This is a genomic window from Oceanobacillus locisalsi, assembly GCF_042675985.1.
GTDB lineage: Bacteria > Bacillota > Bacilli > Bacillales > Amphibacillaceae > Oceanobacillus > Oceanobacillus locisalsi.
Genome location: NZ_JBHTKK010000021.1, coordinates 1 through 24,655 on the forward strand (window position 1 = coordinate 1; position 24,655 = coordinate 24,655).

Annotated in this window: 24 protein-coding genes and 1 pseudogene; 8 read left to right on the plus strand and 17 right to left on the minus strand. The window is 38.6% G+C overall.

The window, feature by feature from the left end; all coding sequences use genetic code 11:
• Nucleotides 1-224: 224 nt before the first annotated feature.
• From araA to ACFQ19_RS14990, 3 genes are read right to left on the minus strand one after another with little or no spacing between them, the layout of a single operon-like run.
• Nucleotides 225-1,649: an L-arabinose isomerase gene (araA, locus tag ACFQ19_RS14980; RefSeq protein WP_379593409.1), complete on the minus strand. Its 1,425-nt coding sequence runs from the start codon at nt 1,647-1,649 to the stop codon at nt 225-227.
• Nucleotides 1,650-1,676: 27 nt separating this feature from the next.
• Complete coding sequence (locus ACFQ19_RS14985; RefSeq protein WP_379593410.1) at nt 1,677-2,375, minus strand: L-ribulose-5-phosphate 4-epimerase; 699 nt, start codon at nt 2,373-2,375, stop codon at nt 1,677-1,679.
• 25 nt (nt 2,376-2,400) lie between these two features.
• Complete coding sequence (locus tag ACFQ19_RS14990; protein ID WP_379593411.1) at nt 2,401-4,011, minus strand: xylulokinase; 1,611 nt, start codon at nt 4,009-4,011, stop codon at nt 2,401-2,403.
• 351 nt (nt 4,012-4,362) lie between these two features.
• Between ACFQ19_RS14990 and ACFQ19_RS14995 the strand changes: the two genes are divergently transcribed.
• A complete protein-coding gene (locus ACFQ19_RS14995) occupies nt 4,363-5,457 on the plus strand; it encodes a GntR family transcriptional regulator (protein ID WP_379593412.1) in 1,095 nt (364 codons plus the stop codon).
• 198 nt (nt 5,458-5,655) lie between these two features.
• On the opposite strand, the gene ACFQ19_RS15000 is transcribed toward ACFQ19_RS14995, so the two are convergent.
• The 9 genes and pseudogenes from ACFQ19_RS15000 to ACFQ19_RS15040 all read right to left on the minus strand — a co-directional run bounded on the left by ACFQ19_RS15000 (nt 5,656) and on the right by ACFQ19_RS15040 (nt 12,595).
• Nucleotides 5,656-5,988 (minus strand): helix-turn-helix domain-containing protein, encoded by a 333-nt coding sequence (locus tag ACFQ19_RS15000; protein ID WP_379593413.1) that lies wholly within the window; start codon nt 5,986-5,988, stop codon nt 5,656-5,658.
• A 5-nt stretch (nt 5,989-5,993) separates the two neighbouring features.
• A complete protein-coding gene (locus tag ACFQ19_RS15005) occupies nt 5,994-6,476 on the minus strand; it encodes a hypothetical protein (RefSeq protein WP_379593414.1) in 483 nt (160 codons plus the stop codon).
• 950 nt (nt 6,477-7,426) lie between these two features.
• A pseudogene (locus tag ACFQ19_RS15010) lies at nt 7,427-8,062 on the minus strand (transposase); the annotation flags it as partial.
• 18 nt (nt 8,063-8,080) lie between these two features.
• Nucleotides 8,081-8,695, minus strand: a complete 615-nt coding sequence (locus ACFQ19_RS15015; protein ID WP_379593415.1) for a hypothetical protein — start codon at nt 8,693-8,695, stop codon at nt 8,081-8,083.
• Between the two features lie 155 nt (nt 8,696-8,850).
• A complete protein-coding gene (locus ACFQ19_RS15020) occupies nt 8,851-9,537 on the minus strand; it encodes a response regulator transcription factor (RefSeq protein WP_379593416.1) in 687 nt (228 codons plus the stop codon).
• Nucleotides 9,538-10,623 carry a sensor histidine kinase gene (locus tag ACFQ19_RS15025; protein WP_379593417.1) on the minus strand — a complete coding sequence of 362 codons (1,086 nt, stop codon included), beginning with the start codon at nt 10,621-10,623 and terminating at the stop codon, nt 9,538-9,540.
• A gap of 147 nt (nt 10,624-10,770) precedes the next feature.
• On the minus strand, nt 10,771-11,169 hold the full coding sequence (locus ACFQ19_RS15030) for a hypothetical protein (protein WP_379593418.1): 399 nt from the start codon (nt 11,167-11,169) through the stop codon (nt 10,771-10,773).
• A gap of 255 nt (nt 11,170-11,424) precedes the next feature.
• Nucleotides 11,425-11,748: an antibiotic biosynthesis monooxygenase gene (locus ACFQ19_RS15035; RefSeq protein WP_379593419.1), complete on the minus strand. Its 324-nt coding sequence runs from the start codon at nt 11,746-11,748 to the stop codon at nt 11,425-11,427.
• Nucleotides 11,749-12,025: 277 nt separating this feature from the next.
• Nucleotides 12,026-12,595 carry a helix-turn-helix domain-containing protein gene (locus tag ACFQ19_RS15040; protein ID WP_379593420.1) on the minus strand — a complete coding sequence of 190 codons (570 nt, stop codon included), beginning with the start codon at nt 12,593-12,595 and terminating at the stop codon, nt 12,026-12,028.
• Nucleotides 12,596-12,921: 326 nt separating this feature from the next.
• Between ACFQ19_RS15040 and ACFQ19_RS15045 the strand changes: the two genes are divergently transcribed.
• The 4 genes from ACFQ19_RS15045 (at nt 12,922) to ACFQ19_RS15060 (ending at nt 16,250) form a co-directional block, all read left to right on the plus strand.
• Nucleotides 12,922-13,476, plus strand: a complete 555-nt coding sequence (locus ACFQ19_RS15045) for a helix-turn-helix domain-containing protein (protein WP_379593421.1) — start codon at nt 12,922-12,924, stop codon at nt 13,474-13,476.
• A gap of 40 nt (nt 13,477-13,516) precedes the next feature.
• Nucleotides 13,517-14,227: an AzlC family ABC transporter permease gene (locus tag ACFQ19_RS15050; protein WP_379593422.1), complete on the plus strand. Its 711-nt coding sequence runs from the start codon at nt 13,517-13,519 to the stop codon at nt 14,225-14,227.
• On the plus strand, nt 14,227-14,553 hold the full coding sequence (locus ACFQ19_RS15055) for a branched-chain amino acid transporter permease (protein ID WP_379593494.1): 327 nt from the start codon (nt 14,227-14,229) through the stop codon (nt 14,551-14,553). The genes ACFQ19_RS15050 and ACFQ19_RS15055 overlap by 1 nt, the downstream gene beginning before the upstream one ends.
• 344 nt (nt 14,554-14,897) lie before the next feature.
• Entirely contained in the window at nt 14,898-16,250 is a 1,353-nt protein-coding gene (locus tag ACFQ19_RS15060; RefSeq protein WP_379593424.1) for an MFS transporter, read from the plus strand.
• Between the two features lie 119 nt (nt 16,251-16,369).
• On the opposite strand, the gene ACFQ19_RS15065 is transcribed toward ACFQ19_RS15060, so the two are convergent.
• Nucleotides 16,370-17,224 carry a formate/nitrite transporter family protein gene (locus tag ACFQ19_RS15065; protein ID WP_379593425.1) on the minus strand — a complete coding sequence of 285 codons (855 nt, stop codon included), beginning with the start codon at nt 17,222-17,224 and terminating at the stop codon, nt 16,370-16,372.
• 548 nt (nt 17,225-17,772) lie between these two features.
• Here ACFQ19_RS15065 and ACFQ19_RS15070 point away from each other — a divergent pair.
• Nucleotides 17,773-18,150 carry a winged helix-turn-helix transcriptional regulator gene (locus ACFQ19_RS15070; protein ID WP_379593495.1) on the plus strand — a complete coding sequence of 126 codons (378 nt, stop codon included), beginning with the start codon at nt 17,773-17,775 and terminating at the stop codon, nt 18,148-18,150.
• Nucleotides 18,151-18,206: 56 nt separating this feature from the next.
• On the opposite strand, the gene ACFQ19_RS15075 is transcribed toward ACFQ19_RS15070, so the two are convergent.
• Complete coding sequence (locus ACFQ19_RS15075) at nt 18,207-18,719, minus strand: type 1 glutamine amidotransferase domain-containing protein (RefSeq protein ID WP_379593426.1); 513 nt, start codon at nt 18,717-18,719, stop codon at nt 18,207-18,209.
• A gap of 409 nt (nt 18,720-19,128) precedes the next feature.
• On the opposite strand from ACFQ19_RS15075, the gene ACFQ19_RS15080 reads away from it, so the two are divergent.
• Together ACFQ19_RS15080 and ACFQ19_RS15085 are read left to right on the plus strand one after the other, a co-directional pair.
• Nucleotides 19,129-20,979: a beta-glucoside-specific PTS transporter subunit IIABC gene (locus ACFQ19_RS15080; protein WP_379593427.1), complete on the plus strand. Its 1,851-nt coding sequence runs from the start codon at nt 19,129-19,131 to the stop codon at nt 20,977-20,979.
• A 24-nt stretch (nt 20,980-21,003) separates the two neighbouring features.
• Nucleotides 21,004-22,407, plus strand: coding sequence for a glycoside hydrolase family 1 protein (locus ACFQ19_RS15085; RefSeq protein ID WP_379593429.1), 1,404 nt, complete (start codon nt 21,004-21,006; stop codon nt 22,405-22,407).
• Between the two features lie 372 nt (nt 22,408-22,779).
• Here the strand turns inward: ACFQ19_RS15085 and rpsI are convergent, their stop codons facing one another.
• From rpsI to truA, 3 genes are all read right to left on the minus strand, one after another.
• Nucleotides 22,780-23,172: a 30S ribosomal protein S9 gene (gene rpsI / locus ACFQ19_RS15090; RefSeq protein ID WP_379593430.1), complete on the minus strand. Its 393-nt coding sequence runs from the start codon at nt 23,170-23,172 to the stop codon at nt 22,780-22,782.
• Between the two features lie 19 nt (nt 23,173-23,191).
• Nucleotides 23,192-23,629, minus strand: a complete 438-nt coding sequence (rplM, locus tag ACFQ19_RS15095) for a 50S ribosomal protein L13 (RefSeq protein ID WP_379593431.1) — start codon at nt 23,627-23,629, stop codon at nt 23,192-23,194.
• A 246-nt stretch (nt 23,630-23,875) separates the two neighbouring features.
• Complete coding sequence (gene truA / locus ACFQ19_RS15100; RefSeq protein WP_379593432.1) at nt 23,876-24,655, minus strand: tRNA pseudouridine(38-40) synthase TruA; 780 nt, start codon at nt 24,653-24,655, stop codon at nt 23,876-23,878.

Sequence of the window (24,655 nt, forward strand, 5' to 3'; positions counted from 1 at the left end):
GATGATGCCATTCAACATACCAATAAAGCAATTCAAAAATTAATAAAAAGTCAAGTACAACAATGGGTGGCAGGTTTACCTAACTATATCAAGGGTTACATGTCTATTTCAGTGTGCGAAAGTTGAGTTATAATACAATTAGCTTATTTTCTAGTCTTTTCCGTGTTAGTTCCGTTTTAAAAGAATCATTCTCCAAAGGGAAAATCCCTTTGGAGAAATAAATATTACTTAATCACAACATACTCCAAACCAACCATCTTCGCATAACTTACAATCTGATCCGTTGTTAAATTCAGTGAAACCACCGTATGGTGTCCTCCCCCATTTTCAATCCATGACTTCACACCATCCTGGAAGTTAGGCTTCACTTCCCAAAGTAAACGAGCCACTGGAAGATTTGGCGCCGGATGCGTTGGTTCAAAGGCTGCTACCTCATTAATCAGCAATTTAAAATGCGTACCAAAATCAGCCATCGAGACAACGACGCCATCTCCTGCTTTTCCGTCAAATACCAAACGGGCAGGGTCTTCACGATCACCAATTCCTAACGGTGATACAACGATTTTCGGTTTATTACTTGCTAATGTCGGATCAACTTCAAGCATATGGGATTCAAGGATTGACTCTTGGCCTTCCGCTAATTCATAAATATAATCTTCCATAAAGCCTGTAGATTGATTATGACTCATCACTTTTAGCAAACGATCAAGCGCTGCTGTTTTCCAGTCTCCTTCACCAGCAAAACCGTACCCTTGAGCCATCAATCTCTGAACAGCGAGACCAGGAAGCTGCTTCATACCATATAGATCCTCAAAATTAGAAGTAAAAGCACTGTAACCGCCTTCATCCAGAAACCGCTTGATTGCAATTTCATAGCTTGCTTGAACTTTAACGCTGGCCTCCCATTTTTCTTTACTATAAGTACCATAATCAAACGCATAAAGTTCTTCGTATTCCGCAAATAAAGCGTTAATTTCTTCTTCCTTCACAGCATTCACGTATTGCACAAGGTCTCCAATTCCAAAATAGTCTACTGTCCAACCAAATTGAATTTGCGCTTCAATCTTATCTCCATCCGTCACCGCAACATGTCGCATATTATCACCGAAGCGGGCCACCTTAATATGAAAACTTCCATTATAAGCAACCGCAGCATCCATCCATTCTGCAATTTGCTGTTTAAATGATGTCCGTCGCCAATAACCAACGATAACTTTATTCTGTTTATTTAAACGCGCATTGATAAAACCATACTCGCGATCCCCATGAGCAGATTGGTTTAGATTCATAAAGTCCATATCAACTTTTTTCCATGGAATACTTTCGTGAAATTGTGTCGCCAGATGAAGTAACGATTTTTGTAATATTTTTGTGCCGCGAATCCACATTTTAGCGGGAGAAAAAGTATGCATCCATGTAATCACGCCAGAAACTTCATCCCGATAGTTCACTTCCTTCATGATATTTGTAATTTGGTCCGCGTTTACTGCCAGTTCTTGTAGAACAATCGGATAGGGTAAGATACCACTTTCATTCAGCTCATCCGTTATCTGTTGAGCATTTGCTTTTACTTCTGCCAGCGCTTCTTCTCCATAAAGTTGTTGTGTTCCTACAACAAACCAGAATTCATTTCTTTTTATATTTTCCATAATAAACCTCTTTTCGTCTGTTTCATGTTATTGTTTTTGGCCATAGTACGCATTTTCACCATGTTTTCGCAGGTAGTGTTTATCTAGAATTCTCTGTGGCAATTCCTCTGCAAAACGATTTAATTCACGGGAAAATAAATTCACCTTCGCCACTTCCTCTAATACGACACTATTCATCACAGCAGATTGAACATCTTCCCCCCAAGTAAATGGAGCATGCCCTTGAAGCAGAATACCTGGAATAGCAAAAATATCTAACCCACGTTTTTCAAATGTTTCTATAATGACATTTCCAGTTTCTGTTTCGTATCCTCGATCAATTTCTTCCTGTGTTAAGAAACGTGCACATGGTACGGACCCATAAAATGTATCTGCGTGTGTGGTGCCCATTGCCGGTACATCAAGCCCAGCTTGAGCCCAAATAGTTGCCCAAGTAGAATGTGTATGAACGATACCACCCATCTCTGGATAATGTTTGTAAAGAACCGCATGAGTCGCAGTATCCGAAGATGGATTTAGCTCTCCTTCTACAACGTTCCCATCTAAATCAACCACAACCATATCACTCGCCTTCATTGTTGAATAATCAACACCGCTGGGTTTGATTACAAACAATCCGCTTTCCGAATCATAAGCACTCGCATTTCCCCATGTATATTTCACCAATCCATGTTTAGGTAAGTCTAGATTAGCCTGAAACACATCTTCTTTTAACTGTTCTAACATAGTAAACTCTCCTTGCTTTCACCCTCTATACGGGTAAATTCTCTACAGCCGTCTGTTCAATCACCAGGCCTTGTTTATATCGTGCAATGAATTCCTCAAATCCCTTCACATCAAGTTCGTCAGGAAATATTTTTTTTCCGTCTATGCCTTCAAAAACTTTATTATCCAGAAATGCTTCTAAACTCTCATCGGACTCTTTATTCCGCATGTACGAAGCAAGAATAGCAATTCCCCATGCTCCACCTTCTCCAGCTGTTTCCATCACAGAAACTGGAACATTCATTGCAGCAGCAACTATTTTCTGCCCTACTACAGGTGTTTTAAATAAGCCACCATGTGCTAAGACATCATCTATGAGAACGCCTTCTTCTTTTGTCAAAATATCCATACCTATTTTTAAAGCACCAAAAGCACTAAATAAATGCGTCCGCATAAAATTCGCTAAGTTAAAGTTACTTTCTGGTGATCGAACAAATAATGGACGACCTTGATCTAATCCCGTTATACTTTCGCCTGAAAAATAGCCAAAGCTGAGTAATCCGCCGCCATCTCGATCCGCTTCCATAGATTTGTTTAACATGACTTCAAATAATTTTTCGGTTTCCACTTTCTGTCCGACTGATTCTGAGAATTCTCGGAACAAATCAAGCCAAGCATCTAAGTCACTTGAACAATTATTTGCATGTACCATCGCAACAGGACTGCCATTTGGGGTTGTAACTAAATCAATCTCGGGATAAACGGCCGAAAGTTTTTCTTCTAATACAATCATGGAAAAAACGGAAGTTCCGACTGAAACATTTCCTGTACGTTCTTTCACACTGTTTGTAGCGACCATCCCTGTTCCCGCATCTCCTTCTGGAGGACATATCAGAATTCCTGATTGCAGATTTTGTGACCTATCCAAGATTTTAGCTCCCACTTCCGTTAATGTTCCTGCGTCTTCTCCAGCGTTACAAACTTCGGGAAGAATATCTGCAATCTTCCAAGGATAGCCTTTATCCGCCATTTTTTCATCAAACTGCTTCATCATTAATTTGTCATAGTCCTTGATCGATTCATCGATTGGAAACATTCCCGAAGCATCACCAATACCAAGTTTTCTTTCTCCGGTAAGCAACCAATGAATAAAACCGGCTAATGTTGTCATGTAATCAATACGAGATAAATGTTTTTCTTCATTTAGTACGGCTTGATAGAGATGCGCAATGCTCCATCTGTCAGGAATATTAAACTGAAACAATTCTGTCAGTTCTTTAGCAGCGTCACCCGTTGTTGTATTACGCCAAGTGCGAAACGGAGTAAGCAACTCTCCTGTTTTATCAAATACCATATATCCATGCATCATTGCGGAAAAGCCTATAGAACCAATTGTTCGGAGCGTGACGCCATAATTCCATTCAATTTCTTGTTTCATCTCGCTATAAGCTGTTTGCAAACCTGTAATAATATCTACTAAGTTGTACGTCCAAATTCCATTTTCTAATTGGTTTTCCCACTCATAACTGCCAGATGCAATTGTTTCAGAATAATTATCTATCAATACCGCCTTTATACGTGTAGACCCAAACTCGATACCAAGTACTGTTTCTCCATTTGTAATTGTTTCTTTTATATTTGTTTGGTTTGTTTTCACGTCAATCCCCTCTCTAAAAAGAATTTAAAAACCACCATAAAGAATGCGCCTTCTTTATTCACATCTTTTTAAACCGCTTACAAAACATTGTAATTTCTGTACGTACATATGTCAATATATTTTATTATTAGTGCATACATATTTTGTGTGATCAATTTTCTGTTAATTATTTACACTTAAACTTCAAATTGGGAAATATAAACATAGAAACACAGAGTACAAGTTTAAAGGAAATACAAATTTAAAACCTTTTAATTGTTCGAAAACTATGTCAGAATATGTACAGACAAGTATTTCGATGAAACGAAACTCCATTCAATAGGAAGTTGAAACAACAAGGAAGTGAGTAGTGTGAAACCAAAATATCAGTATCAATTCATCATGGATGATATAAAAAGTAAAATACTTTCAGGAGAATATAAAGTATTAGATAAAATCCCTACAGAATCTGCTTTACAAACAAAATACAATGTAAGTCGACATACTGTTCGAAAAGCTATTTTAGAACTGTCAAATGGGGGTTTCCTAAGAAGTGAAAAAGGATCAGGTACTTATGTCAGTAATGAGTATAAATCCATATCCGGAGGTGATCAAAAAAATAAGACTATTGGCGTTATCACAACTTATATTTCGGATTATATTTTTCCGTCAATAATTCGCGGAATTGAAGCAAGATTAAATGAAGATAATTACTCTTTGCTGTTAGCTAGCACTAATAATGATGTGGAACAGGAAAAAAAAGCTCTAGAAATGATGTTATCTTACGGGGTGGATGGTTTAATTGTCGAACCTACGAAAAGTAACTTATACAACCCTAATATTGCCTATTATCTATCTTTTAAAGAACATGGCATCCCCTTCATTATGATCAATGCGTATTACGAAGAACTAGATGTTCCTTTTCTCTGCCTGGATGACGTACAATCCGGATATATCGCAACAAATGAACTGATTTCAAAAGGTCACCAACAAATCGGACTTATTGCAAAAATGGATGATTTACAAGGAAAATTTCGAATGAAAGGCTATATTAAAGCACTTGGAGAATCTAAATTAAGGTTTCTTCCTGAGCACCTTTTTTCTTTCACAACAGAAACAAAACCGGATTTATATTCTAATTTAGAAGAATTTCTTATTGAAAATAGAGACCTTTTGACTGGAATTGTTTGCTATAATGATGAAGTTGGTCTTGTGGCAGCAAATTTATGCAGACAACTTGGTATTTCTGTTCCAGAAGAACTGTCTATTGTAGGTCAAGACAATTCTTATATTGCCAAAAACGCAAATATCAAATTAACAACATTGACACATCCGCAAGAACAAATGGGGCATGATGCTGCTGATAAGATTATTAAATTTTTACAAGGAAGAAAAGACTTATTAAATGAGCATTATTACCAACCAGTATTAGTGGAAGGAGAAACTGTTAAAGATTTGGAAGTATAGATAGACTCCTAATGAATAACTAAGGTATGTAAAGCCGCTTTATATAAAAACTTCTAATCATAAAACTTTTTATAAACATAGGTAAAGACGAACCTCCTGAAACAGGCGGTTCGTCTTGTTTGATACCAGGATGAATTCCTTTGTACGGATTGAACATACGTATTGCATGCAAATCATCTCTGCCTATATTCATTACATTCATTCAGACGTCGCAGCCAGCTCATCATCATTTGATTGTAACTGAATCATAGCCTTCGCAACATCTTTCACACTTAAATCCAAAGCTTGAAAAATTTTATCATATGTTACTGTAGAAAGGTTATCAAATCCTCCCTCTGCCCGGGAAATTGTTTTTAATCCTATATTTGCTTTATTAGCAAGCTCTTCTTGCGTATAACCACATTGTAAACGACGAGCAAATATGATTTTTGCATATACAGGAGACAAGCCTTCTAAAGATTCTCTTAAATCGGGATGTCCTTCTTTTAATAATGAGGTAGTCATATCTAAAAGATTTTTATTCTTTTTCATTATTCTCAAATCCCTTCTAAATAGTATGCAGGTTTTTCCTTTACCTTTTTATACATCGCAAACGTTAAGTTTCTCATCTTATCTGTTTCATCAACAAAAGGCACACGCGTTTTTACGAAACATTTCACAAAAACATAGTAGTATTGTCTTTTGTATTGAAAAGGGAAAAACAAAAAACGTAAATGTTTATTTCCACTCATAGCATAGCGTAATTCATAGATTGGAATAAGTCTTAATGGTTTTACTAAATGATAATACTTTGTCCTTTGCTCGCCGTTAAAAGTAATGGTAAGTTCGGTTCGCGTATTAATTAGGGTTTCCAGCTTCCGTACACTCAACAGGTTGAATGCACTATTAAGGAACATTAAGTGCAATTTCGCATCCAGAGATGTTTTTGATTTTTCATAAAGTTTCTGTAGAAAATTCCTGACAACATTCTGACCATTTTCATCATCAATCATTATTAGTTTGTATTCACTTATATTCATTATTATTGTATCATATAAAACAAATATTTTCTAATAATTTATGTTTTATATGACTCATTGCTCCTTTCCTTTTTAAATTAAAATGTAAGAAAATCTTTTTATCATTACTTCTTACTACATTATCGTAAATAACTTAAATTATCAGACTGAATTTACTCCGTATTTTCAATTCGAATTATCAAGAAAATCATCACAGGTGGGAATTGTAGTGGTCATATCACGTATATGCAGTTGCATGAGTTGTACTTATTGATTGGGAAAAGACTTTTTGATTAAGGAATTAAAGTTAGATATTTCTTTCTGCACTAAATGTGCTGCGTACAGACAAATAGCTTGTCTCTGTGTATAAAATGTGGATATAATTCCCAGGTTTATTTTATTAGAAGATGTATCCAATTAGTGCAGAAAACAGATTATTGGGAGAGGGGGGTCTTGGGGAATCCATTTTCAAGGTTTTCATATAAGTTTAAGCAATATCCTCTTCCATCATCACCCCTTTTCATAAATATTTGCAGACTTCAACATATCTTTCGCATCGTTTTCAGAATTATGTCTCCATTCTAAATATGTTTACTGAATAAGTATACAATACATCGACACCTTATACCAAGAGGAATAAAATAAATTTAGTAAAGCATTAACTATTTTTTTGATATACTAAGACTTGATGGAGTATGGTGAAATTTGGGGATCAGCCAGTTTTGTTTTACAATGAATGAAAACTGCGATATAAGACAAATAGCAATAAAACTTGTTGCAGCAATAGTTTATAACCTTTTTACTTTTTTATTTTATCTGCAGCAAAGTTCAAGTTCATTGCCAATATTGATATAAAATATTTGGTTCAGTAACAAATCACGGGATTACCGACAAAATTCGACAAAAATAATACCTGATGATTCGCTCGTTCCATTTTTGTCGAAAAAATCATTTAACCAATTTTTTGAGATTCATGTTGTTTCAAACATCGCTCGTAATGATCTTGATAATGTCTCCATTTGAGAAAAGCCGTTTTCTCCTCCTTTAGATGCATTCGTGCTTGAAGTGAGATGATGGAATAACCATATCCTTGTTGATTCATCGTACGAACTTGGTTGTTTTTCCCTCCGTTTTGGCATTCGATATACGATAAATAAATCGGTTAAGGATTTCGGCAACCAATTCCATACGGTTTTCAACAATTCTTGGAAAGGTTTCAAAGAAGCATCAAGGATTTTCTTTTCCCATTCAACCAGAAGTTCGAGTGCTCCTTCCAAATCGTTACCACGATACAAGGATCGAAGTTTCTGATGCATGTGCATGGCTTGTTCTAATTCAGGAGATGTCTTTTCCCATTGTTCCAGCTGTTTTTGTTGTTCTTTTGTCAAATCGTCAAAGGCTTCCGTAAACAGGTCTTTATCTCGTTTCAGGGCATCCCGTTGTTCCTTGCTCATCGATTTTTGAATGCCTTTTCGAACATCGCCCAAAGCTTTGGTGGATGCTTGAATAACATGAAATGCATCAATCACCACAATAGCTTCGGGGAGTACGGTTTGAACAGCGGTTTTATAACCCCTCCACATATCAATGGCAACCGCCATGACACGTTCTGGCTGGTTTAATTCTTAAAGGACCTTCATGACTTCATCTTTGCGCCGGCTTTCATGCATCAGCAACAATTGTGGACGCCATGGAACGGAGAGATCATACATGACAAGACTATAGTTGCCTTTTCCTTTCGCCAAACTCATCTCGTCTATTCCAATTAGCAGCGGTGTGGAACGTTCGGCAAGGTCTGGTTGTTCCGAATAATTCTCCAGCACATGGATTCGCACATTTTGCCCATTACGACTAAAAGCTTCTCCGACAGCTTTAAAAGTACAATCAGCTGACCTGTACAGAAGTGTTCTACAACCGATTTCCGTTATACGTTGATAGGGCTTCAGCCAAGACAAAGGCTCCATAAACGTACGATGGCAACTATCACATACAAACCGACGATGATGGAAATGATCAATAATTGGTGTGTCATTGTGCGAACCGGCAATAACCTGTTTGGGATGATATTCATGTACCTTCGTCGTCCAAAAACCACAATCGGTGCAATGAGCTCCATGACTGGTTAGCTGGAGATGACGATATAATCCTGCATTCGAAAAGCCAAGCGGAATTTCTTCCTGATGAACAATAACAAATGGCACTTCATTCTCTTCGTTCGTCATGATATAATGGTTACGCATCCAAACCATCCTTTCGTAGGTATTTGTTGGTTACTTTACCAATACGACAAATGGTTTGGATTTTCCTTTTTAAATTCAAATTTGTCGAATTTTGTTCCCCGTAAATTGTTACTGAACCAAATATTTAAAGCTGTTAACAAAACATAATACACTCATTACCCTTGAAACCGATACCCTACACCCCAGACTGTTTCTATAAATTGCGGAAGGGAAGCATCTGCTTCTATCTTCTCCCGAATTTTCCGGATATGGACCGTCACTGTTGTATTATCTCCCATCGCATCATAGCCCCATATCTGTTCAAATAAATGTTCTTTCGTAAAAACAATATTCGGGTGCGACGCTAGAAAATACAATAAATCATATTCTTTTGCGGTAAATATTCTCTCTTCATTATCGATAAAAACCCGCCGTGAAGCCTGATCAATCGTCAGATTTTTATGATGGATTTCATTCGGTTTCTTATCTTGCTTTGTTAAGCGGGCATATCTGGTAATATGTGCTTTCACTCTGGCTACCAGCTCATTCGGGTTGAATGGCTTCACAATATAGTCATCTGCTCCCCTGCCAAAACCGCGGATTTTATCAATATCTTCTTTTCTGGCTGTCACCATCAATATCGGCACGTCCAGCATCTCCCGTAGTTTTTCACACAAATCAAAGCCGTCTATGCCCGGAAGCATGAGATCTAATAGAATGAGACTATAGGAATTCGCTGCTGCCAATTTTAATCCCTCTTCTCCCGTTGCAGCAATATCACTGGGAAATCCGCTTATCTCTAAATAATCTCTTTCCAATTCAGCAATATCCTTTTCATCTTCAATAATCAGTATGCTTTGCATTCACATCACCTTCTTCAATGTAAAATAAATACTTGTCCCTTGACCTGGCTGGCTTTCAGCCCAAATTTTTCCGCCGTGCTCATGAATGATTTTCTTCACGATGGATAAGCCAAGACCGCTTCCTCCAGTAGCAGAGTTTCTTGAAACATCTGTCCGATAAAAGCTTTCAAAAATATACGGAAGATCTTCTTCCTTTATTCCACTTCCATTATCCTTCATTTCCACAACAATCCTGTCCGCCTCAGACGTTACATTCACTTGAATTTCCTTCTGTTTTTTATCTATATATTTTAAGCTGTTTTGCACAATGTTTATTACGACGCGTCTTAATTTTTCTCGATCTGCTTCTACGATATAAGTGTCCTCGGGGTTTGCTGAAAAAACAGCTTTTCCATGTTCCTTCTCCAAATTAAACGCTAACTCGTCAATAAAATCAGCAAAAAAGGTGTATACATCAATTTTTTCAAAATGGAAGGTTTCTCTATTTAAATCGAGCTTCGAATACAGAAATAATTCATCAATAAGCCCGTCCATGTCATTTGCTGTTCTATAAATCGTGTCCATATATCTGTCCAATTTCTCCGGTGTGTTTGCCACCCCATCTTGAATTCCTTTCAAATAGCCTTTGATAGAAGTAAGTGGCGTTTTTAAATCATGAGAAATGCTGGCAATCAACTCTTGCCGATTCTGTTCATAACGTTTTTGTTTACTATCTGCTTCCTTTAATTTCAGACGCATCGTCTCAAATGTATTGGCAAGTTCGCCTAACTCATCTTTTTTATCCGACTGGACGCTGTATTCCAGATTGCCCTCACTGATTTTCTTTGCTGCTGTAGATAATTGAGAAATGGGGTTGATGATGCTTTTGGACATAAAATAGGTTAGTAATCCATTGGTTAATATTAAAATAAGGGCAATCGCAATAAAACGAAATTGGACAAAGACTCTTAAATCATCGCCTTGCGGGTTGCCATTCAAAGCGACAAATAAGACATACCCTAAAACCATCTCTGCTAGCAATAACAAAGCAGCCGGAACCAGAATCATCGCTATATTGGATAAGATTAACCGTTTTCTGATCGACATTCGAACCACCTTCTTTCTCTCCCATTATAACCGAATCACTGCAGTTGTACTGTACAAATAAGGAACTATACGGAAGAAAATGCTTTCATCTATCAAAGACGCTTTTCTGTTACTCAGAAAAATCCTTTCGCAAATACAGCTATGAGTTTATCGCTTTTTATATGGGATGATGGAGGTAATCATACCCAGCACAAATCCCCATACCATATTCGTAAGAAAAACACTGATAAATGCTATTGGGTTTGTCAATGGCCCCTGCAGCCCTCCATCCAGAATGGGTGATAAAATACCGCTTAGTATAATTGCAAAAGCTGCATAGCTGGTCCCTGCTAAAACAAGAACGGAAATAGGATTTGGCATTCCTTTCTTGATAACAATAAGAATCCAGACTACAGAGATCAATACGGTCATTGCAATACTTCCAACCGCTTCATTTCCAAAAATATGAATGAACCCGGTTATTTTCATTATTGGTCTGATAAGCGCTAAAGCACCTAATCCTAAAATAAATGCTACATTTTGTTGCTTTGCTTGATGATTAGTCATTCACATCCATTTCCTTCCTCGACGTATATTTCGACTTCTTTCGATAGGATAGATATTACACGCTTTCTATTATCCATTTCTAAAGCATTTCTTAAATTTTTCTTAAGCAAAGCAGGCTCTTTTCATATCAAGGAAGGATAATGTTTGTGGCCATATAAAAATCCCGCCTTCTGATTATAGAAAGCGGGATTTTTATATATTTTGATATAGTGGTTTTAGATACTAAGAAGAATAAAACACGAACATATGAAAGAACTATGCCGGACGATGCTGTACAAAGACTTCAAATGTAGATATTTCCGACCCTAGAATCGGACTGTCTTCTTTTCCTTTCTTATCTTGTGACTCATGAGCTTTTCTTGTCTCTCTGCTTTCTCTCCAAACTTCAAAAGAAGCGTGGTCTTCCCATGTAGTGCACACTTGCAATTCATCGTATTCTTCTGTCCCTTCTTTGATCAGCACCTCCATGAACACAAACCCATTAAATGTATGCACCGATTTTGCACTTTTAAATAATTCTGCAACTTCATTTACTTTTCCTTTTTGGATACGTAATGTATTAACAACTTTAATCATCATTCGCAGCCTCCCTTGATTTGGATAATAATCGTTACATATATTTTAATACTGCTTCTGCTTGTTTTCCACTTATTCGGCAAACGGAAGAGCAGAAGATATAAGGTGCATTCCGAACATGAAGCGTACCCAACATCATTTCAACAATATTTTGAACAGCAAAACATCGTAAACTGCACGATCTTTTTCTTCCAGCTGCTAAATTATAATCTTTCTTTTATACGCTTGAGATCGTTGTATCCAATTCCCGGTCCAGCAGCTACAAACCAGTAAAATAAACTTACAAAAATAGCATAATTAATACAAAAAGCAATACAAAATAGATAATGCAGTAGATGGAGAGTGTCACTATATTTTTAGGACGGTGATAATGATATTCCGTATCCTGATTTTGCCCGTCGCTCTCTATATAATTAAGAATTTGCTCATATGTTTTTAAGTTGTTATTTTGCTTTATCTTTCTTTTATACACCTCTGTTCGATACCCAGCGTAAATCCCAACCAATCCAAGAGGAACGAGAACAAGAAAGCCATATGAATTAAAATAATGGAAGCTTGGCAGGATGAATAATGCTAGCAGGCTGAAAGCTATTATCATAACCATACTCCACTGATTAAAATATCCGACTTCGAGCTCTTTTTTCATTTTTTCCAAATCTCCTTTCACCAAATAATCAATGGTTACATTAAAAAGAATACTCATTTTCCATAACATTTCAATATCTGGATAATTCTTCCCCCTTTCCCAATTCGACACAGAATTACGACTTACCAACAATTTTTCCGCTAAGTCTTCTTGTGTCAATCCATCTCTTTTTCTGTAGTATTGAATATGCTTGCCGATTTCCATGAAACGGCACCTCCTGTATGTAAACTAACAAAGCTTCTGAATACTGACCATCAAAATCCTTGTGCATTCCCCATAAACAGCAACATTTTTGATGCCAAAATCCTTGTGCTGATTTTTTTCCGAGTTAGCTATGTAATAAAAAATATATCATGAAAAATTATTTCCGGGGAAATATTGTCGAAAATTCTCGAATCTATTTTATGATTGTTCATATACAACGAAAACAGAATTTTCAATTCGTATGTTATAACATACGAAAATGTGTTATATTGTTTCATATGAATTTTCTAAATTAAATTACAATGGTTGAAGAAGGGAGATAGCAGATGAGTGAAGTCACAGATTATATTAGTAAAAATCTGCAGACGATTCGTAAAGAACGGGGCTTGAGTTTAGATAAAACGGCGAAAATAACAGAAGTCAGCAAAGCCATGCTTGCACAGATAGAAAGAGGAGAATCTGTCCCGACAGTAACAACCCTCTGGAAAATCGCCAATGGTTTAAAAGTATCTTTCTCGTCACTCATTAATCAGCAGACAAATCCGGTCAGAGTGATTAAAAAGCAAGATAGAAATCTGGTGACAGAAGAGGAAAACCATTATAGGGTACATACAGTTGTCCCATTTTCACCGGAAAAGCAATTTGAAGTTTTTATGGTCGATTTGGATCCTGAAAACGAACATGCATCGTTGCCGCACAATCCTGGTGTAGAAGAGCATGTATTTGTCACAGAAGGCCAATTAGAAATGGATATTAACGGAACTGTCGAAACGGCAGATGAAGGAGAAGCCGTTATTTTTGATGGAAATCAACCTCATATTTATAGAAATGTCGGCCGCAATGTACTGCACCTTCTTGTATTAATCCATTATGCACAATAAATGAAATAATTTCTATTGTTTGAAAGCGAGTGAATCAAAAATGTCTTTAGACGATCACCTGTTAACATTAAAGCATGCATTTCCCAAAACCCTGCCGATACTGGCCGGTTTTGCTTTTTTAGGCATTGCTTACGGCGTTTACATGCATTCCTTAGGGTTTCCGCCCATCTATGCTATTTTAATGAGTGTGCTTATCTTTGCCGGTTCGATGGAATTTGTAGCCGGAAGTTTGTTGTTAGGCGCCTTTAATCCATTCAGTGCGTTTTTATTAACATTAATGATAAACGCCAGACACTTGTTCTACGGTATCTCCATGTTAGATAAATTTAAAGGAACAGGTAAGAAAAAAGCTTATCTCATCTATGGTATGTGCGACGAGTCATTTGTGATTAATCATACTGCCCGCATCCCTTCTGAAATCAATACAGGCTGGTTTATGTTTTATGTTACTTTGCTTAATCAAATCTACTGGGTCAGCGGTGCGACTATCGGAAGTCTATTCGGCTCGATGATTACGTTTAACACAGATGGCTTGGAGTTTGTTATGACCGCACTGTTTGTGGTTATCTTTTTAGACCAATGGATGAAAGAGCGAAATCACATCAGCTCCCTTGTGGGAATAGCCGCTTCTGTTTTATGTTTAATCCTATTTGGCACGGAAAACTTTATTATTCCAGCGATGCTTATCATTTTGATTTTTCTAACGCTTATTAAAAAATTTATTACTAAAAATGAGGTGATCTCCTCATGATGAGCCTAACACAGCAAGTCATTATGATCGCCGTTATCACGATAGGTACCTTGTTAACCAGATTTTTGCCATTTATGATTTTTAAACCTGATAAGCCTACACCCGTATATGTGAAATACTTAGGATACGTCTTACCGCCAGCGGTATTCGGGCTCTTGGTGGTTTATTCATTAAAAGATGTAACGATCACATCTTTGGACGGCTTCCTGCCAGAGCTTCTTGCAGTCGGACTCATTATTGTCTTGCATTATTGGAAGCGGAGCATGCTGCTGTCGATTGCTGGCGGGACAATATTTTATATGGTTTTAGTGCAGGGAGTATTTTAAAGTATCTACAACGGAAAAACAGGATGTCGGGATAAGAATTTAGAATGCCCGTGTCCTGTTTTTCATTTACGTTCAGGCTGCCTTACATGTGTCCTCCCTTCTCCGCTTCCGCTCTTTGCCCCGCTTATACGGATGTAAATAGCTACCTCTTATCATAGAATAGCCGTCTTTGCACATGAATCTTTTCCCTCATTTTGCAATCAACGCAAAAAAGGACTAAAATAAGCAGATAAACACGTAATCAACCAAATGCAGCACACAGTCATTCGACATAGTTGTCCAGCTGCTCTTTTCTGCAGCAGAAAAAATGACTTTAATTTTACATATATAAGGTGATGAAAACAATGAAAGAAAAAATCCATAAGCCCTGGCTGCTTATTTTAACCATCGGGCTTGGCACATTGCTCAACCCATTAAATTCATCCATGATTTCCGTAGCATTAACTAGGATGCAGAATGAATTTGCATTAACCTTTGCGGATGCTTCTTGGCTGATTTCGATTTTTTATCTTGCGAGCGCTGCTGGACAGCCTGTCATGGGAAAGTTAAGTGACATGTTTGGTCCGAAAAAATTGTTTATAGCAGGACTGACGATTGTTGCAGCTGCATCGATATTGGCTCCCTTTTCACCAAATTATCCATTCCTCCTGGGATGCCGGGCTTTGCAGGCGATTGGCAGCTCGACTTTATTTCCCAGCGGTATGAGCATGGTGCGTACGCATATTACTGCAGGTCAGGGAAAAGCAATTGCTGTTTTATCTGTCTTTGCTTCCACCTCTGCCGCTTTTGGACCGTCTATCGGCGGCTTTTTAGTGGCGTCTTGGGATTGGCAGTCCATTTTCCTCGTTAATTTCCCGTTTATTATTGTGTCCTTTTTGCTGGCTATTTTCATTTTACCAAATACGGGACAAGGAAAATTCGAGGCCAAACGAATTGATTTCAGGGGGATTGCTCTTTTTATTATTGCTATTGTAGGTTTAATACTGTTCCTGCTCTCGCTTGACTCAAACATTCGCTGGTGGGCATTACTGCTCTTTTTAGCAGCTGCTGTCGGTTTTTACTTTTTCGAGCGCAGGCAGGAGGAGCCTTTCATCGATGTGAAGGGGCTAACGAAGAATCGGTATGTTTCGTTTATCTACTTACAATTCATGAGTATCAACCTGATTCATTATTGTTTCTTTTTTGGATTCCCAACGTATCTGCAGCAAGTTCTTAACTACAGTGAACAGCACACCGGACTCATCATGTTGTCGCTGGCAGGCTTTGGTGTCATTGTGGCGCCATTAGCCGGACGTCTGATTGATAACTATGGTTCGAAGCTACCGATGGTTATTGGTGCATTCTTACTTCTAGCTGGTACCGGGCTGCTGTTAACGTACAATGAGGGATCACCGTTAATCTGGTTTATCATGATTATGGCTGTTCTTGGCATGAGTAATGGATTTAATAATATATCCACGCAGACGGCGCTTTATGAGCATGTAGATCCTGAAGATACCGGCTCCGCTTCCGGTTTATTTCAAACCAGCCGTTACCTGGGATCGATTTTATCCTCCAGTCTGCTCGGTTTAACCTTTAATCGCCATATTGACACAGCACATTTGCATCTTGTTGCGATTATCTGTTTTGCTTTTTGTATATTTGTTGTTGCTCTGGCGTTGAAGTTACCGGGGAGAATGAGAAAGAAACATGCGTAGATATTAAAAAAGCAATCCGCTATTTTAGTGGTAGTGGATTGCTTTTTAATCTTTTCCAAAGGTCTTTATTATTAATTTACAATGCATCATAGTCCTACGTTACAGCACACAAACCAACCTTAACTGCGAAGCTCTTTTCGGAATGCATAGGAAAAGACCAACGCGATAAAGATAGCTCCGCCAATTATATTGCCGATACTTGCCGGAATCAGGTTAAGGAAAAAATATTCATACCATGCATAGTTATCAGAAGTAAACAAACCTAGGCTGAAATAGCCCATATTGGCAGCGCTGTGTTGAAAGTTCCCTGCAACAAAGAGAATGACAGGCAGTGCGGTTCCCAAAATTTTTCCGGTTACATCCCTGGCGGCTGTTGTTAGAAAGGCAGCCATGCCGATGAGCCAATTGGCGATAATACCCGACAATACAACTTGAAACCATCCGACCCAGCCTCGTTCAGCAAATTGCATTTTTTGTCCCAGAAGACCTTCAAGCTCTGTCGTGAAATCTGGTACCATGGAACTTGAACCTACTATTAATAAAGCAACAAATAAGGCACCGGCAATATTACCGATATAGGTGGCAGCCCAAAATTTGAGAAATTTATTTTTCATCCAATACGATTTTTGTAAATAATATGTCGGCAGCAGCACGTTCACTTCAGTAAATAGAACAGATCCGGACATAAATACCATCAGATAACCCGCAGTAAATCCAAATCCCTCCAGCAGGTATGTCAATGCTTGAGGATCAACACCGATAGCAAGTAACACGGAAAAAACAGCCCCAAAAGTCATGAATGATCCGGCTGTTAAAGAAAGAATCAATTGAGAGGGAATATTTTTATCAAGGTGCTCTCCTCCTTTTTCAGCAAACGATCGCATAACTTGTGACGGGAGGAGAAACTGCCTCTCCGCTTCCTTTTGTGTATTGTTCAATTGCTGTGATTGTTCAGAGTTATTATTGTTTGCCATAAGATTCCTCCTAGACTTCCGATTTAATAAGGACATTTGTTTTATCATGAAGGCATTTTGTCTGCATTGTTTTCATATAATCTGCCCTGTTTGTATATACCCAAACTATCCTCAAATAATGCTCCTTCTTCATTTTCTTCTTAAAACAAGTACGTATACCATCCATAAACAGAATGCGTTATACATAACCTCCTGTTTTTCTTCACCAAAAATCCTAGTCCAATCAGCGGACTAGGATTCTAGCACATTTAAATATTTATATTATCTGGAGCATGAAGCATGTGCATATATATAAAACCTTTAAAATGAAGATATCACGTTGTTTGATAATAATTCGTAAAAACTTGAAAGTCAAGAACAACTATTTGAGACAACGTGCATGTAATAATGTAAGCTACTTTCTGTCCCCCCACCTCCATAAAGTGGACAAACAAAGAAACCCGGCATACTTTGATTCAGAGTCATATTACTGGACAGGAAAGCGGAATTGATTCAGGATTATTCTTAACGTATTAAAACAGGCAAGAATAGAAGGAGCGTTGATAATGGTGTGCAATACATTGCGGGAAGAAATTCAAGAGAAATTGCAAAATAGGGACTACCATTGTGAGAAGGAAATGACACTTTCTATCTTCAGCGGTAAATGGAAGGTCGTTATTTTATGGCATTTAGGCGTAGAAGGCCCTCACCGTTTTAACGATATGCAACGGCTTTTTAAAAATATTTCGCATAAGACGCTCTCCAATCAGTTAAAAGAATTAATAGAAGATGGTGTGATTCAACGCCAAGTATATCCGGAAAGTCCGCCCAAGGTAGAATATTCCATGACAGAGCTTGGATACACCTTATTACCTATCATTGAGATGATGTATGATTGGGGAAAGAACCGTATAGAGCAATTAAAAAAGGAAGGGATTATCAGTTAGAATGATATGAAAAAGTATAAAACGGCCAGATTATCAATCTGACCGTCGTTTTTTCATTAATTATTCAGCAGCTTTAATGCTTCTCTGTTAAAGGCTGGCAAATCATCTGGCGTACGGCTGGTAACCAGATTCTGGTCAACCACTACTTCTTCATCTTTTACAGTTGCTCCTGCATTCTCTAAGTCTTTTCTAACAGAAACAAAGCTTGTTAATTCTCTGCCTTTTAATAGATCTGTTTCCACTAAGAATTGAGGACCATGACAAATTGCAAATACAGGCTTACCTGCTTCGACAAATGCTTTTGCGAAGTCGCCGTTTTTTGGATTAATACGGAGTAAGTCTGGAGAAAATCCACCAGGAACTAATAAGGCATCATAGTCGCTTGCATTCACTTCTTCAATTCCTTTATCAGCTTTGAGTTCCTCGCCATTTTTTCCTTTGATTACTTTTCCTGCTTCATCGCTAATGATTTCTACTGAATGGCCTGCATCCTTATAAGCTTTGACAGGGTCTGTTAATTCTATTTCTTCAACCATGTCTGTAACAATTACTGCGATTTGTTTTGTCATTTTTCATTCCTCCTTCACTCATTTATCTTTATAGTAACAAACTTCCCCATCCCTGTGAAGCACGCACTTTTAGTTGCGCAGGTTACTTTCAGGTAACTATTGAATCAACCCCCCTTCAGCCTTTTTAAAGAAATATATTGCAATATTAGCTTGCTTGGTCCTATACTATTTTTTCCATGTATCATTTCAAACACTTGCTACAAAAATAAAAGCGTGATACCCTATTTTAAAGATTCATAACAGAATACATTTGACGTGTTACTGATAATGCAGGCAAGATCAAATGTACACTTTCATAACCGCTGGGAATGTATATCTTCCTGGGAGGATATTTGTGTGCGTTTGATTTTTTTGTGTTATTATATGTTCTTCTGATTCGTTGGCAAGTGAATTGAAGGAGGAAAAAAGAATGAACTACCAACAAGTTGCAACAACCATCTTAAAAAATGTAGGAGGTAAAGAAAACGTTTCAGAACTGACCCACTGCTATACACGTTTGCGTTTTACGTTATATGACACAAAACAAGCGAATAAAGCGAATCTAGAAAAGATGGATGAAGTCATATCTGTTGTAGAGAGTGGCGGACAATTTCAAGTTGTCCTCGGAAATAAAGTGAAAGAAGTACATGATCACATTCAACAGCTTTTGGGTGACTTGAACACGAAAGAAGAGAAAACAAAAGCAGAGAAAGAGTCTATCGGAAGCCGAATCATCAATACATTTACTTCTATATTTGTTCCAATCATTCCGGCAATTGCCGCATCCGGTATGCTGAAAGGAATCCTGGCACTTGCTGTGATGATTGCTACCCGCTTTTGGGATGTGGATATCACAGAATACAATACGTATCTAATATTAGAAGCTACTTCCAATGCTGTATTTTATTTCTTCCCCATTATGATTGGATACGTAGCGGCGAAAGTGTTTAAGGCAAATGAATTAATTGCAATGGTATTGGCAGCAACCCTGTGCTATCCGGATCTGGTTGCCTTAATGACCGGAGATGAGCCTGTTACCTTCTTAGGAATTGGCGTCACAGTAGCGGATTATACATCGACGGTTATCCCGATTATTATTGCTGTATTTATCATGGCATATGTACAGCGCTTTTTCGAACGGGTAATACCTGAGGTTTTAAAAATTATTATGGTGCCTACGATGACTTTATTAGTCATGGTTCCGGCAACCTTGATTATTTTTGGGCCGATTGGCATTCATTTAGGTAACTTTATTAACTGGCTCTATTATATTATTATGGATATCAGCCCGACATTATTAGGTGCTTTCATCGGCGGAATATGGTGTGTACTTGTTATCTTTGGTGCGCACAAAGCCATCCTGCCTATCGGGATTAATGATGTTGCCCAAACAGGCCAGCAAAATCTGTTAGCATTTGCAGGAGCGGCTAACTTTTCCCAGGCAGGAGCTGCGGCAGGTGTCTTTTTAAAAACGAAAAATAAGAAATTAAAAACAGTATCTGCAACTGCAACCATTACAGCTCTTTTCGGAATCACGGAACCAGCCATTTACGGGGTGAACCTCCGGCTGCGAAAACCTATGATTTATGCTGTTATCAGCGGTGCAGTCGGCGGCGGTCTGATGGGCTGGGGCGGATCCTATGGTACCGCCTTTGCCAACCAGGGATTTTTAACCATTCCCGTCTATATCGAAGCCGGCACATTAGCGTTCTTATGTTATGTGATTGGTATTGCGATTGCCTTCTTCGGAGCTGCGGCGATGACAATGATATTCGGTTTTAAAGATATTCCTGAAGAAGAAGATGCTACAGATGAAGGCATTGGAGACAATAGCCAGGATACTGCGAATGCAGGAACAGATGCCGACATAAGTCTTCCTTCACCTATTCAAGGGAAGCTGATGCCATTATCTGACGTCCAAGATGAAGTCTTTTCATCCGGAACATTAGGAGAGGGCATAGCTGTTCAGCCAGCAGTCGGTGAAGTAGCGGCACCAGCCAATGGGAAGGTCTCTGTGCTTTATCCGACATTACATGCCATTGGACTGGAGCTGGAAAATGGCGTTGAATTGCTCATTCATATTGGCCTTGATACTGCAGAATTAAATGGGGAAGGATTTGAAGCCCATGTGAGCGCTGGTGATGAGATAAGCAAAGGCACGAAAATCGTTTCATTTAATATAGATGAAATCAAAACAAAAGGCTATGATCTCACTACCCCAATAATTATTACCAATTCTGCGCAGTATCCAGGGGCTTCCATAGTCGAAAGGACTACTTAATTAAAAAATACAGGAGTGACGATAATGACAAATTATTTCAGTAATGATTTCTTGTGGGGAGCTTCCTCCTCCGCCTTCCAAATCGAAGGAGCATGGAACGAAGATGGCAAGGGAAAAACGGTAGCGGATTACAATGCTTTTCTAAAATCAGATGTACAAGCTGATACTACCGTTGCCAGTGATTTCTATCATCACTATAAAGAAGATATTCTTTTAATGAAGGAACTCGGTTTAAAAGCTTATCGTTTCTCTATTTCCTGGGCAAGAATTATTCCAGATGGTGATGGCGAGGTGAATCAACAGGGAATCGATTTTTATAACAAGGTGATTGATTTCTTATTAGAGAATGATATTACCCCATTAGTTACCCTGTATCACTTTGACCTCCCATTTGCCCTGGTCGATAAGTACAATGGCTGGGAAAGCCGGGATTGTGCGTACGCTTTTGAAAGGTATGCGAAAACCTGCTTTGAAGCTTTCGGTGATCGCGTGACGTATTGGCAAGTGCATAACGAACAAAACCTGATGGCGCGTGTAAATATTCGAATGAATATGTATGATGTGCCAGCTGAACAGGCTGAAAAAGTGAGAGCACAAATGGATTATCATATGTTTTTAGCGCATGCGCTTGCGACAAATGCCTGCCGTGATATCCTTCCAGATGCACAAATTGGACCGGCCGTATCTTCTACCATGACATACCCTCATTCGAATCGGCCAGAAGATGTATGGGCAGCCAGAATGAATGATAATTTTAAAACCAATTACGCTTTGGAAATGTATTGTTTTGGCGAATATCCGGGATATTATCAAGCGTACCTAAAGAAATGTGGCATTTATCCGGAAACCAAGCCGGAGGACGAAGCGATTTTAAAAGCTTCCAAACCGGATTATCTCGCTGTAAACTATTACCGTACGTTAGTAGCCAGTTATCTTCCGGCAGATGAAGCACATCCCGTCGGTACGAAGGTAAACGATATTGATTTTGATTTATATGGCTACTTTAAAATGGAGAAAAACGAAAACCTTGTCGTCACCGATTACGGCATTCAAGTAGACCCGACAGGCTTAAGGCTTCTGCTTAATGACTATTATGAAAAGTACCGTCTGCCGATGATTATTACCGAGAATGGTTTAGGAACCGGCGACCAGTTAACCGAAGACGGTAAAATACATGATGATTACCGTATTGATTACTTAAAAGATCATATCGCCGCTGGTAATGATGCCATTGCAGATGGCGTAGAATTGTTCGGTTATTCTCCATGGTCTTTCACGGACTTGCTGAGCTCCCGTCAGGGCTTTGCGAAACGCTATGGGCTGGTTTATATCGATCGAGATGATTTTGATTTGAAGGAATTGCGCCGGATAAGGAAGGATAGTTTTTATTGGTATCAAGATGTGATTCGGAATAATGGATTGGATTAAGTAGTAAAGGAAATGGGAAGAGGTCATGCATAATTAGACAAATAACGCATGTTTTCTCTTTAAGAGGATGTTCAAAAAGTCCAATAAAAATGACGCGGCGAATTCTTTAGTTGACTAGCAAATTCCAATGGGGCTGCGATTACTCGCCCCACCAAAACCGTTATCCACGTATTATAAAGCATACGCTCCGTTTGGAATTTGCTAGTCGCCTTGAACTTCTTGGTCCTATTTATCGGGCTTTTTGAACACGCACTTTAAATAGAAGGGGCGTGGCTCGTTACTTTTTACCAAATTTATTGCCATTCATTTAACCATAATCAAAAGTAAAACCCTGCAGCCAAAGTGGTTGCAGGGTTTTGTACATTTGAAATATTAACGTTTTGAGAATTGTGGTGCACGACGAGCTTTCTTAAGACCGTATTTATAACGTTCTTTCTCTCTGGAATCTCTTGTCAGATATCCTTCTGGTTTTAAAGAAGCACGATACTCTGGATCAGCTTGCAATAATGCGCGTGCAACACCGTGACGGATTGCACCAGCTTGACCAGTGAAACCACCGCCGTCTACATTAACAAGAACATCATACGTTCCTTGTGTCTCTGTAGTAACAAGCGGCTGGTTCAAGATGAGTATTTGTGTTTCATATGGAAAATAGTCTCTGGCATCGCGGCCATTGATTGTTACATTTCCTGTCCCTGGTACGAGACGTACGCGGGCAGTTGACTTTTTACGGCGACCTGTGCCGTAGTATTGTACTTGTGCCAATTCATTTACCTCCCTTTAATTATCCGCGAAGTTCGTAAACTTCTGGTTTTTGAGCCTGATGGTTGTGTTCAGCGCCTCTATATACATGCAATTTCTTTTTCATTTTACGTCCTAAAGGTCCTTTTGGAAGCATTCCTTTAACTGCCTCTTCCAGCATTTCTTCAGGATATTTTGTACGCATTTCATATGCGTTACGGGATCTCAATCCACCTGGGTAGTGGGAATGATTGTAATACATTTTGTCTGTCATTTTGTTACCAGATAGTTCAATTTTGTCTGCATTGATGATAATCACATGATCACCAGTGTCAGCGTGTGGTGTGTACGTAGGTTTATGTTTGCCACGTAAGATAGCAGCTACTTCGCTTGCTAAACGGCCTAAACGTTGTCCTTCCGCATCCACAACTAACCATTTGCGTTCAATGTTTGCTTCATTTGCCATGAAAGTTGTGCGCATGATTTTTTCCCTCCATATATCAATGATTCTTTATGCTTCGTAATCATATTTTTATTCTTATCACAATTAGTTTCCGGGGCTAATCATGGTTTAGAAATAAAATGCCATATATCATCTTATAACTTTCCAGACCAAAAGTCAAGCTAGGAATGAAAGTAATTGAAAACAATTTTATACCGGATGGTTCATCTTTCTTGTCTCTATTACTTTTTCTCAGCTGATCCGGTGCGAAGGCACCCCTGCTTGCTATTCAATTGATATAGATGATTCGTTCTCTTCTTGTTCATCGTAACTTACTTCCCATAAATATAACCCAGCCGGGGAGATTGTCTTTCCCAGCTCCCCTCTTTCTTTTGCAGCTAGCAGCCTGGGTATATCTTCTGGTTTCCGTTTCCCAATCCCTACATCCAAAAGCGCGCTGACCATGATTCGCACCATATTATACAGAAAGCCGCTCCCGCGAAAAACAAATTCAATCTCATTTTCTTTCTTCCTGCAGGATGCATGGTATAATGTGCGCACTTTAGAGCCTTTCACAGACGATTTTGCAGAAGAAAAGGTGGTGAAGTCATGCGTCCCCTCTAAATGCTTACAGGCAGCTTGTATGGCCTCTATATCCAGGCTTTTAGGGAAATGCAATACATAGTCTCGCCGAAATACATCAGGATCTTCCCGGTTTAAGACCATATAATGATACTCTTTCTGCTTCACGCTGTAACGGGCATGAAAATTATCATGAACTTTCTCCACATGCATTATTCGGACATCATCCGGCAAGAGCGTGTTGATGGCCTGCTTCCAATTACGTTCAGGAATGGTTAAAGGCGTATCGAAATGAATGACTTGTCCAAGTGCATGCACTCCTGTATCTGTCCGCCCTGAAGCCTGAATACGAATGGGTTCGCCTTTATGCATTTTGATCAAGGCTTTTTCAAGCACCCCTTGAACAGTCCGGTGGGCAGGCTGTACCTGAAATCCTGCAAAACCCGAACCGTCATAAGCAATCGTGCATTTTATCCTTTCCAT